We start from the raw sequence: 12137 nt of genomic DNA, 5'->3' as shown, positions 1-12137 counted from the left end.
GGGGTGATAATATTTCATTGTCTTATTATCGCTCAACCACTGATGGAGGAAACACCCTTGATGCTATCTATCAACTCCCTTTAAATCCTCAAGAAGGAACCCTACAAATTCGAGTCATTCCGACTTGGACAAGAATTACACAAGAGCCTTTAGATGACTTTAATATTACAGGCAATAAACAAATTTATGAAATTGGTTTTCGTCAACCTTTATGGCGTAATTTATCTGATGAATTTGCTTTATCTGTGACATTTCGTTATCAAAATGGACAAACTTTAATTAATGGAGAAGTTGCACCTATTGAAAATGCTAAAAATCGCTCAACGATCTTACAATTTGGACAAGAGTATTTAAGTCGAGATCAACAAGGATTTTGGTTTTTACGATCTCAATTTAATTGGGGGATTGACTTATTTGATGCTACCATTCGCTCAGGTTCGACCCCTGATAGTCGCTTTTTTAGTTGGTTATTTCAAGGACAAAGAGTACAGCGATGGGATGATAATCACTTCATGATTATTCGAGGAGAATTACAATTGACTTCAGACTCATTATTACCAGATCAATGGTTTATTATAGGAGGAGCAGAATCTGTTAGAGGGTATCGGCAAAATATTAGATTTGGAGATAATGGTTTTAGATTATCTGTAGAAAATAGAATTACAATTATGGATAATAATGTTAATCAATCGAGTTTGCAAATTGCTCCGTTTCTGGATATGGGAGCAGTATGGTTTGCAACAGATAATGATACTTCGCAAAATAAAAAGTTTATCATGGGAACGGGATTAGGATTAATTTGGAATGATGCTGCTACTATTGAAGGATTAACCCTACGTTTAGATTATGGCATTCCTTTAATTGCTTTACCTCATTTTAGTAATAATCTTCAAGAAAAAGGCTTATACTTTCAAATTAATTATTCTCCCTAAGTGTTATGAGAAAAGTAAAGTTACTATGAAACGAGGTGTGACTTGATCCATAACTCTGCCGTGTTGATAAATATCACTTTAGTTACTGTACAAAAACCGATTAAACACAATTATGAAATTATTAAACTATAATAAATATACTAACTAATTAAGTAATTTAACGATTACTTTTTCTATGTTAGGTGTAATCGCTTCCCAAGAATATTGAGATTTAACTAATTGACAACCTTTCTCTTTTAAAGAAATTTTAAAAGACGAATTTGTCCAAATTTCAACTATTCCTTTAATAATATCTTCAGGGGTTTCTTTGATGAGAAGATGCACTCTATCTTGAATTTTAATCCCTTCTGCGCCTTTAGAGGTACTAATAACAGGACAACCGGATGCTAATGCTTCTAATATTTTTAAACGAGTTCCACCTCCTGTTTGTAAGGGAACAACCATGACACTTGCTGCTGCTAAATAAGGACGAACATCAGGAACACTTCCAGTTACAATGATATCGGGATCTTGTTGAGACGCTTGGCGCATTTGACTATTAGAATTACGCCCTACTAATAATAGTTTAGTATCAGGATATTGCTGTTTGACTTGAGGATAAATCTTCTCGATTAATATTTTAGCTGCGATCGCATTGGGGGGATAATTATATTGTCCTAAAAATAGAATATTATGATTTGTGGGGTTTAAATGACTGGGATAAACTTCTTTTCCTTGATAAATCTTATTATAATCATTAATATTAATTGTATTAGGAATTGAGTAAACATCAGTGCTATTTCCATATAATTTATTTAATAACTTTTTATCATCTTCACTACAAACCCAAACTTGATCAGCTTGCTGAATAAACTTTTTTTCAATTGCTTTGAGTCTCGGAAGTTTTAGTTTCAATTTACCGTGATTTTGTTCGAGTAAATCTGCTTCTATATTATGATCATCTAAAATCACTTTGCAAGGAAATTGCTGAATTATTCTTAAATAATTAAATGTCCATAATTCTTCAATAATAACAATATCAGGCTGAAATTTATTTAAACTATTTTTAAGTTGGTTAAGTATATTTTTCCGATAAAGTTTATCAACATCTGGATAACCAAATCTACGAATCGGCCATAATTTACATCTGTAGTTTTCCCAAAAGTTAATAGATTTATTAACAACAAAATGCTCCCAACGTTTAATACCTGGTAATTCTACGTCATCAGCTTTATCTGAACAAATGGACACAATTGATACTGGCCCGTACTCTTTCATTATATTAATATTTTGCCAATTCCTTAAAGCAGCCCCTCCCAAGGGAGGATAAGGAAGATATCGAGTTAAAAATAGAGTTTTAATTTGAGATTTAATCATTAGATTATTAACTAATAATATAATTATGAAAGATTGTTAATCGCTATTTGAACTCCTTGATAAGTCGCTTCCCAAGAGTATTTTTGTTTGACTAATTCATAGGCATTATTTCGTAATTCTAACCTTAAAGAAGGTTCTGACCAAAGTTTTTCGATGCCTTCAATTATTTCCTCAATTGTATTTCTAATTAATAAGTGTTTTCCATCAATTGCCCCCAACCCTTCTGCCCCTTTTGTGGTACTAACGACAGGGCAACCGGAAGCGAATGCTTCTAATAATTTTAAACGGGTTCCACCTCCGTGTAATAAGGGAACAACCATCATACTAGCAGCAGCAACATAGGGTTGTACTTCTCGGACGCTTCCAGTAACAATAATATCAGGATCTTTTTCGGCTACGGCTAACATTTTTTGTGTGGGGGTTCGACCCACTAATAATAATTGACAGTCGGGATAATTTTGTTTGATTTTAGGATAAATTTCGTCAATTAATAATTCAGCAGCAATTTTATTAGGATAATAGGAGAGTTGACCTAAAAACAAGATAGTATGTTCTTTATTGTTTACTTGTTCTACTGGTGCGTATTGGTTGTTAAATGCTTTTGCATAGTTATCAATATTAACTCCATTGGGAATAACATAAAGAGGCGTTTGTTTGCCATACATTTGTTGACAGAGTTGCACATCATCTTCACTACACAGCCAAACTTGATCTACTTGATGAGTTAACTTTTTTTCCATTCCCCTTAAATGGGAGGTTTGAATTGTAGCTTTTAGTCGACTTCTAATACTTTCTTGTGATCGATCTGGTTGGGCTGCTAGATGGGCTTCAATGTTATGATTATCAAAAATAATGCGACAGGGAAACTGTTTCACCACGGATAAATAACGGTATAACCAAACTTGTTCAAGGATGACTAGATCGGGTTTAAATTCTGTCATAAGTTCGGCTAATTTTTGGGCGGTAAACCGACAATAAGGCCAGTCTGCGTCCGGATCTCCGATAGGCCGTAACCACCATAAACGCCGTTCTAACTCTTCCCATTTTGTTCTCGTGTCGTCAACATTATAATGTTTCCAAACCTCAACCCCTGGCAAAGTATGGTAGTTAGGAGTCCAGTTGGCTGCAGAAAAAACCGCCACTGGTCCAAATTTCATCATCACATTCATATTTTGCCAGTTTCGTAAGGAAACTCCCCCTTTGATGGGAATGGGGACTTCTTTGGTAATAAATAAGCTTTTAATGGTCATTGAGGGAAGCTTGAGATTTATAGTAACTTGACCAGTATATCTTTAACGGCAGGGGGAAGTTGACGCATAATTTTTCCTTTTTCGCGATCAGCGGCCACTAAGGTTATTTTTCCGGTGACATGGACTTGTTGGCGATCGCCTGATTCAATGCGATAATCCCAGTACATCCGAACCCCGGTCATTTCTGTCATACGAGTTTTGACGATCGCTATTTCTCCTAGCTGCAATACCCGATGATACCGTAGGGATAGTTCAACTACAGGAAGATCACATCCTAACTTTACTAATTCGGCAAAATCCATGCCCATTGAACGTAGACATTCAACTCTAGCAGTTTCCATCCAAGTTATGTAAGTACCATGCCATACGACCCCTGCATAGTCGGTGTGATGAGGTTGTACTCTGACAGAATACTCAAACCACTTTTCTGTGGTTGCTTTGAGGGGGGTTTTAGGGGTAATAGCCGTGGTTGGGGGTAGTTGGTTAGACTCTTGTAAAGAAGACAAGGTAGTAAACTCTTCAATAATAAGGAAATCACTTGTTCATCAGTTTATCAGTTATTGTTAAATTTATTGCTCACTGTTCACTGTATTCTAGGAGCTAATGTTATTCAATTTTAGTAATAGAGTTGGTTCTGGGATCGACAATTTTACGACCGAGTCCTGCAAATTTAATGGCTAAATTGGTCTTTTTTCCTGACCCTAAGACGTGGGTAATTTCTCCTTCTCCAAAACTATGATGAATCACGCGATCGCCTACTGACCATTTTGTATTATTTTGACTTGAAGCTGGTTTTTTCTTGTAAATTTTTTTGATAGTTGGGCGAATATTACTATTAATTAAGTCTTGGGGAATTTCTTGTAAGAATTGTGAGGAGGTTTTCATTTCTTTTGAACCCCAAACATAACGTTCTCTGGCGTGGGTAATAAATAGTTGTTCTTGGGCGCGGGTAATTCCCACATAACATAATCTTCGTTCTTCTTCTAATGATAAAGGATCATTTAAACTGCGAATATGAGGTAAGGTTCCTTGTTCTAATCCCACTAAGAAGACAATAGGAAATTCTAAGCCTTTGGCAGAGTGTAAGGTCATTAACGATACTTTTTCTTGTCCTTCATCCAGGTTATCTAAATCCGAGGCGAGAGAAGCATTGGTTAAATAACCTTGTAAACTGGTATCTTCACTATCTTCTTGATATTGAGCGATCGCACTATACAATTCATAAATATTTTCTAGTCTATTGTCGGCTTCTTCAGTTCCTTTTTGTTTAAGATCATCCACATATCCTGATCCTTCCATCACTTGATCAAAGAGTTCAGTGGCTGAAAAGTCTTTCAATTGTTCTTGTAATTTTTTAATCATTGTAGCGAATTGATTAACCGATTTTGCTGCCCTTCCTGCTAAGGTTTTAACAGATGTTTCATCACTAATAATTTCCCATAAAGGAATTTCTAGTTCTTGGGCTGCTTTCAGTAGAGAATCAACGGATGTTTTACCAATTCCTCGACGGGGAGAATTAATGACCCTCAGTAAACTAACCGTATCAAACGGATTAACAATTAAGCGTAAATAGGCAAGAGAATCTTTGATTTCTTGACGGTCATAAAACTTAAATCCTCCCACAATTGTATAAGGAATATTATTACGAATTAAGTTATCTTCAAAGGGTCGAGATTGAGCATTAACCCGATACAATAGGGCAAAGTCTCCCCAATTTAATTCAGGGTTAGTTTCCACTAATTCTTGAATTTTACTAATCACAAAATCAGACTCAATGCGTTCATCTTCTGCTTTATAACAGTAAATTTCTTCCCCTTCTCCTCTAGTGGGACGCAAAATTTTATCGATGCGTTGGCTATTATTTTCAATCAGTTTATTAGCTGCTTGTAAAATAGTTTCGGTTGAGCGATAATTTTCTTCTAATTTGACCATTGTTCTTGTATCTTCATCTGGCAAACCATCCCCAAAGTCTGATTGAAAATTGAGTAAAATTGTAAAATCTGCCATGCGAAAACTATAAATAGATTGATCTGCATCTCCTACCACAAAAATAGAGCGGTTTTGCCAATTCCATTCACTTTTCTGCGGTTCTGCATTAGTGGTTAATAATTGAATTAATTGATATTGAATTTGGTTAGTATCTTGATATTCATCTACTAAAATATGTTTAAATTGAGAATGCCAATAACCCAATATTGACTCATTTTGCTGAAATAAACGAACAGGAATTAAAATCAAGTCATCAAAATCCAGGGCATTATTAGCAGCTAATTGATTTTGATATTCCTCATAAACTTCGGCAATAATACGACCTTTTGCATAGGAATTTTCTTTTAAATAAGCTTCAGGGGATAACCCTAAATTTTTAGCATTACTAATGGTATAACGAACATTACGAGGATTGAATTTTTTATCATCTAAATTAAACTGTTTGAGAACAATATTTTTAACTAAACTTTGCACATCAGATTCATCGAAGATGGAAAAATTACGCTCCCATGTCCGCTTTCTTTCATCTTGATATTTATTGATATCGTAGCGAAGAATTCTAGCACATAAACTGTGAAACGTTCCAATCCATAACTTTTTAGTCGTCTTCTTGTAAACTTGGGAAAGTAACCGTTTTTGTTCATATTCTGAGAGAGAATTAAATGGTTGACTATGTTGCTTTAAAGCCATTTCTTGAGCAAATAACCGCTCAAGTCTATCTTTCATCTCTCGGGCTGCCTTATTGGTAAAAGTGACCGCTAGAATAGACTCAGGATCAACTTGATAATGGGTAATCAGGTGTGCAATTCTATAGGTGAGAGCGCGAGTTTTCCCCGAACCAGCCCCCGCAACCACTAAAAGAGGACCACAGAAATGTTCAACAGCAAGACGTTGTGAGGGATTAAGTTGAGAGAGAAAGTTAACAGAAGCCGTCATAAAACTTTACAATAAGGGTGACATACCTGAACTATATTGATTTTATCCTCTACCATCCCATAAATGACATTATCTAACACGAACTAGAGAGCCAGTTTAGCCTTATTTATTCTAGTCTTTGGCTTAATATAAGCAGGATCTTGAAAAACGCCCCATGAGAGCAGATATCAAGTATAACTACTCAGCCTAACACATTAAGCAAAAAAAAAATTTCTTATCTTGGCAAATTTAGTGAATCAAAATGCAAATTCTCCCTTACAATAAAGAAAGCGGAGACAAATGTTTCCGTTCACTCCTCACACCACACTCCGCCCGGCATTTGTTCGGGCGGTTTCTTATGGAACAGAACCTCAACCCACCTCAATACTTGTAAAAATCTAGAGAGTTTTTAGTATGGTAGAATTCTAGAGTATTCTAGATAAACATGAGCAATCAAAGGAATTCATAATATGTCAGCTGCAGCTCAAGTTACAGATAGTAGTTTTAAAGCAGATGTTTTAGAGAGCGAGGTTCCCGTTCTTGTTGATTTTTGGGCGCCTTGGTGCGGTCCTTGTCGTATGGTCGCTCCCGTTGTGGACGAAATAGCCGAACAATACGCAGGTCAGATTAAGGTTGTTAAGCTTAATACGGATGAAAATCCTAACACTGCTAGTCAATATGGCATTCGTAGCATCCCGACTCTAATGATTTTTAAGGGAGGTCAACGAGTGGATATGGTGGTTGGGGCTGTTCCTAAAACAACCCTTGCTTCTACACTGGAAAAATATCTTTAAGTTTTGATAAAAATCAAGACTACATTGGAAGAGGTAAGCTATTTTGGGTTTACCTCTTTTTTAATTTCTAGATTAACAAATATGAATGACTAATCAACATTCTGGTAAAAAAAGACCTGCGGTTATTTTTAGGTCTTAAGAAGAATCTTCAGCAGATTTTGATGATAGTTTTAGGTAACTAAATGCAGGGAAAGTCCCTAAATTCTCCCTACAGATTAAAGGTTATTAATTTTATTTTTGATTCTCCTTTGACTTTTGCCTTACTTAAGCAACCAACTTTAAACAAGGTGCAGGATTTCAATTAATACGCGCCCCGACAAGTAAAAACAACAACAATAGTTTTAAATATAAGTTGTAAATCATATAAAATTGACCATTTTTCTTGATAACTAATATCCAGTTTAACAACTTCTTCAAAATCAGTAATAGTAGAACGTCCATTAACTTGCCATTCCCCTGTTAACCCTGGTTTAATCGCTAGTCTTTGCCAATGATAAGCACTATATTTTTTGACTTCGTCGGGGGTAGGCGGACGGGTTCCTACTAAACTCATCTCTCCTTTTAAAACGTTCCAAAATTGGGGAAATTCATCTAAACTACTACGACGGAGAAAGTAACCAATATTAGTAATTCTCGGATCTTTATGACTTTTAAAAAAATGACCTTTAGCCTCATTTTTAACAAGATGTTTTTGGTTTTCTGCATTAATAATCATAGAACGAAACTTCCAAAGACGAAATAATTTTCCATTTAGACCACAACGCATTTGACTATATAAAATAGAACCGGGATTGTCCCATTGAATGGCAATAAAAATAGGAATTGCCACAATACCCGTAAGTAATAATCCTATAATTGCACCTATAATATCAATTAAACGTTTGGTTTTACTATAAACGGAACTATGAGCAATACGACTCCTATTAAGAGGAAAATCACAGTATACAGAATCTTGAAATCCTTGGGGGATAAGGCTAAGGCTTTTAAAAGTGCTACTCACAATGGTTGAACCCTAATTACTCTTACCTTTAGTTTTCCCTAAGTATCCTTAACTAATTAACATCCGAGCATTAAAAATTACTAAAAAGGTTCGTGAAAATAACTAAAAATGAAACTCAAATAAGATAGAGTATCAGCAATGTTCATTAGATAATTATTAATTATTATTCGTCTTTGATGTGCTGCAAATAAGCTTCATAACCGAGTTTTCCCAAATTTTCTTGTTTATTTAACACCATTTGTTTTAATTCTTGTCGATAGTCCTGTATTTTCTTAAGTAAGGTAGCATCATGGGACGCTAAAATTTGAACGGCTAATAGTCCTGCATTTTGAGCATTACCAATAGCCACCGTAGCCACAGGAATCCCCCTAGGCATCTGTACAATAGAATACAAAGAGTCTAAGCCTTGTAAGTGACGAGTCGAAACGGGAACCCCAATGACTGGTAAAGGAGTCAAAGAAGCAACCATTCCAGGAAGATGGGCTGCTCCCCCTGCGCCGGCAATAATCACCTTTAAACCTCGTTCATGAGCAGTTTTGGCGTAGTTGACCATCTTTTCAGGAGTGCGATGGGCTGAAACAATAGCCACTTCCCATCCTATTTCAAAGCTCTCACAAACAGCGATCGCTTTTTCCATAGTGGGCAAGTCTGAATCACTACCCATGATAATACCGATGACAGGAGAAGAAGAAGTCATGAAGGTTAAATGATAGGATAAACGACCATTTTATGATATCATTTGACTAGAAATTATTTCATAATGGAAATCTTTACTTTCAAGTTTCAGAGTCACTATTTTCATTATTATTAATGCTTTTTCTTAATTGTAATCAGGTGTCAAAAAAATAGTTTTCTTTTCAGTCAAAAATGTTAAAAAATATTACCATTACTAACGCTAAATTATATGGATATCAAGAACAACAAAAAATCTTGATTAATGAGCAAGGAATCATCGAAGATATCCGATCAATAAGTGTAATTGATTCTACTAAAAAAGGAAAAGAAGTTTATGATGTTCAGGGGGATTGGATTTCCCTAGGGGGAGTTGATTTACAAATTAACGGAGGCTTAGGATTAGCTTTTCCAGAAATTCAGGAAAAACATTTATCTAAATTACACCAAATTTGTGAATTTTTGTGGCAAGAAGGGATTGATGGATTTTTACCTACCTTAGTAACAACATCAGTAGAAAATATACAGCGATCACTCTCTATTTTTGATCAGTTTATCAAGATACAAAAAGAAGAAAATATTGCAACAGCAAAAGTTCTAGGAGTCCATTTGGAAGGACCTTTTTTAAACCAGGAAAAAAAAGGCGCGCATCCTGGTCAATATCTTTTAACACCTTCTGTTGAAGCTATAGAATGGCTATTAGGAAGTTATGAATCTATTGTTAAAATCATTACTTTAGCTCCTGAATTAGACATAACTGATGAAGTAATTACTTATCTATCTTCTAGAGGAATTGTTGCTAGTTTAGGTCATTCCCAAGCCAATGCCAAACAAGCCAAGAAAGCCTTTGAAATGGGAGCTTCAATGGTCACTCATGCCTTTAATGCGATGCCTCCCTTACATCATCGTCAACCTGGTTTATTAGGGGAAGCAATGATTAATCCTAATGTTTATTGTGGCTTAATTGCTGATGGTAATCATGTTTGTCCAACCATGATTGAATTATTACTTAGAGGCAGTCTTTATGAAAGAGGTGTTTTCTTAGTCAGTGATGCTTTAGCACCTATTGGTTTAGGGGACGGGGTTTACCCTTGGGATGCTCGACAAATTGAAGTAAAAAAAGGAACGGCAAGACTGGCTAACGGCACTTTAGCAGGAACAACATTACCATTATTAACAGGGGTTAAAAATTTAGTTGAATGGCAATTATGTCCCATAGGAAATGCAATTGCATTAGCTACAGAATCCCCTAGAAAAGCTATCGGCTTACCAGTAATTTCTTCAGGTCAACCTGCTAATTTATTACGGTGGCATTGGGATAAAGATAACAATCAAGTTAATTGGAAAAGACTGTGAATAATTAATAATTACTTATTGTTCAAAATATCAATCTATATGATTATCTTCAAGTAAAATTTCTTGAGCTTTATTTAATGCTATGATAAAATCACTCAATCTGAATTTTGGAATAAAATTCGGCTCTATATAATCTACAAAAAATTCTATTTCAAAATTATGATGACCTTTATCTTGATTAATTTGTGCTATTTGTTCTCCTTTATATTGAATTTCAACTGTTATTTTTTCGTAGATTGAATCACTAAAACGAAGAATTTCAAAGTCAGAGTCTAATTTAATAACCATTTTTTTATAGTTTATTACTTTTAATGATATGATTTTAAATAGGAAGTGATTATTATTTAACCATGCCGGAATCCTACCCATCTCTCCACCTCCACACAGCTTATAATCCTTATCCGAAGTGCGTTTTTCTTCAAGTAACCCCGAAATCATCAGCAACGTCTCAGGGTGACTTTATTCTAGACTTAAATGTTCGCTTCAATGAACAAGAAAAATCTTTACTCGATGGTCAAATTAAGTTTGGCATCAAAGGGGGTAAGCTCAATTTAAAAGTACAACAAGGGAAAATTATTGAACCTCAATTAAATGGGAATGCTCCTTTTAAGTTAATAGAATTTTGTGATAATAGTGTAGTATGGCATTTAATGGCTCAAACAGGACAATCTACCCTTAAAATTGAGCATTCATCTGCCTTAGCTACTATTCAACCTACTAATGAATCTGTAGAGGTTACTGTTTCTTATACAGTGAATTTAGCAGACATTTCTATCACTGATGTAACTGGTTTATGGCGACATGATATCCATCCCAATAAACATAGTATTTTAGAAAGAAAACTTGCACAATTTTTATGGAAAGAACGGCTTTCTCCTAAAATTTCTATGATTCGATTAAGATGCAATATATCAGGCGAAGGAGAAAAAATAGATAGTCCTACCACTAATATTGAACCGCAACATCTTGCTAATTTACATCAATTAATCAATAAGATTTATAATGCGAAAACCAACAATTTCTTAGAATTAACTGAAATTGCCCAATTAGATTCTCAAATTGACTTAGCAGGAGGCAACTTTTTGGGAACGGAATTAAGTGGAGTTGAGTTAAATGGGGCAAATTTAACTCAAAGTAATTTTCGGGGAGCCAATTTAACTGACGCTGATTTAAGTGAGGCTATATTAAGTTATACTAGGTTTAGTGGGGCTGATCTTAGTGGAGCTTACCTAGGTAATGCTAACTTACAAAAAGCAGATTTTTACCGCAGTAGTTTGGCATTAGCTAATTTAATCGGGGCTGATTTAAGAGGAGCTAATTTGCAAGAAGTTAACTTAAGTCAGACCAATCTAAGTGGTGCTTCAGTCAAAGGGTCTAAGTTTGGCAATAATGAGGGAATGACCCCAGAAATCAAAAGTAATCTATTAGAAAGAGGGGCGATTTTTCCTGAAGGATGAAAAGGAAGAAATACTCATTAATCATCTGAAGTCAATCCTTCTTTAATTTCTATAAATAATCCCACAATATCCGTTAAAGAAATCTTCAACAAAGAAAGTATTCCTACCGCAATTAAGAGGAGTCCCAAGAAAAAGTTGTCATCGGATAAAATAAGTCCTACCACTACAATAAAATAAGGAGAAACAATACCACTAATTTTCTCAACAATAGTAACAACTTCAGGATTTTCTTCATCAATTGATGAGTCTTCTATATTATTAATTTTACTTAATTCTGTGTAATTTTCGGTAGCTTCTTCTTGTTCAGATTCTGAAGGAAACATAACATCAGGAACCTCTATATTTTCTTCTTTTGGTTGTCTTCCGAACATAATTTACCTCTAATTGTTCACTTCGTTAGTTTTGTTTAAGATACT

The 12137-nt window shown here is 35.0% G+C and carries 12 protein-coding genes; 4 read left to right on the top strand and 8 right to left on the bottom strand.

Translation table 11 applies throughout. The features are described from left to right. The coding region (locus CY0110_RS26405; RefSeq protein WP_008278715.1) for a ShlB/FhaC/HecB family hemolysin secretion/activation protein at positions 1–932 on the top strand (932 nt) is incomplete at its 5' end. Positions 933–1076: 144 nt separating this feature from the next. Here the strand turns inward: CY0110_RS26405 and CY0110_RS26400 are convergent. The 4 genes from CY0110_RS26400 to pcrA form a co-directional block, all read right to left on the bottom strand. Then, positions 1077–2288, bottom strand: coding sequence for a glycosyltransferase family 4 protein (locus CY0110_RS26400; RefSeq protein WP_008278714.1), 1212 nt, complete (start codon positions 2286–2288; stop codon positions 1077–1079). Between the two features lie 23 nt (positions 2289–2311). Then, positions 2312–3538 (bottom strand): glycosyltransferase family 4 protein, encoded by a 1227-nt coding sequence (locus CY0110_RS26395; protein ID WP_008278713.1) that lies wholly within the window; start codon positions 3536–3538, stop codon positions 2312–2314. Positions 3539–3555: 17 nt separating this feature from the next. After that, positions 3556–4044: an acyl-CoA thioesterase gene (locus CY0110_RS26390; protein ID WP_008278712.1), complete on the bottom strand. Its 489-nt coding sequence runs from the start codon at positions 4042–4044 to the stop codon at positions 3556–3558. Between the two features lie 100 nt (positions 4045–4144). Then, entirely contained in the window at positions 4145–6463 is a 2319-nt protein-coding gene (gene pcrA, locus CY0110_RS26385) for a DNA helicase PcrA (RefSeq protein ID WP_008278711.1), read from the bottom strand. 449 nt (positions 6464–6912) lie between these two features. Between pcrA and trxA the strand changes: the two genes are divergently transcribed. Next, positions 6913–7236, top strand: coding sequence for a thioredoxin (gene trxA / locus CY0110_RS26380; RefSeq protein ID WP_008278710.1), 324 nt, complete (start codon positions 6913–6915; stop codon positions 7234–7236). A gap of 301 nt (positions 7237–7537) precedes the next feature. Here trxA and CY0110_RS26375 read toward each other — a convergent pair whose 3' ends face one another. Next, entirely contained in the window at positions 7538–8236 is a 699-nt protein-coding gene (locus CY0110_RS26375) for a sugar transferase (protein ID WP_008278709.1), read from the bottom strand. Positions 8237–8399: 163 nt separating this feature from the next. Beyond that, positions 8400–8933: a 5-(carboxyamino)imidazole ribonucleotide mutase gene (gene purE / locus CY0110_RS26370; protein WP_008278708.1), complete on the bottom strand. Its 534-nt coding sequence runs from the start codon at positions 8931–8933 to the stop codon at positions 8400–8402. Positions 8934–9103: 170 nt separating this feature from the next. Between purE and nagA the strand changes: the two genes are divergently transcribed. Beyond that, positions 9104–10264: an N-acetylglucosamine-6-phosphate deacetylase gene (nagA, locus tag CY0110_RS26365; protein WP_008278707.1), complete on the top strand. Its 1161-nt coding sequence runs from the start codon at positions 9104–9106 to the stop codon at positions 10262–10264. A 30-nt stretch (positions 10265–10294) separates the two neighbouring features. Here the strand turns inward: nagA and CY0110_RS26360 are convergent, their stop codons facing one another. Further along, the gene (locus CY0110_RS26360; protein ID WP_008278706.1) at positions 10295–10552 is read right to left on the bottom strand and encodes a hypothetical protein; all 258 of its coding nucleotides are present in this window, start codon (positions 10550–10552) and stop codon (positions 10295–10297) included. A gap of 62 nt (positions 10553–10614) precedes the next feature. Here CY0110_RS26360 and CY0110_RS26355 point away from each other — a divergent pair, with 62 nt between their 5' ends. Continuing rightward, positions 10615–11721: a pentapeptide repeat-containing protein gene (locus CY0110_RS26355; RefSeq protein ID WP_008278705.1), complete on the top strand. Its 1107-nt coding sequence runs from the start codon at positions 10615–10617 to the stop codon at positions 11719–11721. 17 nt (positions 11722–11738) lie between these two features. Here CY0110_RS26355 and CY0110_RS26350 read toward each other — a convergent pair whose 3' ends face one another. After that, a complete protein-coding gene (locus CY0110_RS26350) occupies positions 11739–12092 on the bottom strand; it encodes a hypothetical protein (RefSeq protein ID WP_008278704.1) in 354 nt (117 codons plus the stop codon). Positions 12093–12137 lie beyond the last annotated feature (45 nt).

Source organism: Crocosphaera chwakensis CCY0110, from assembly GCF_000169335.1.
GTDB classification, from domain to species: domain Bacteria; phylum Cyanobacteriota; class Cyanobacteriia; order Cyanobacteriales; family Microcystaceae; genus Crocosphaera; species Crocosphaera chwakensis.
This window is presented reverse-complemented; position numbering and strand designations above follow the sequence as displayed.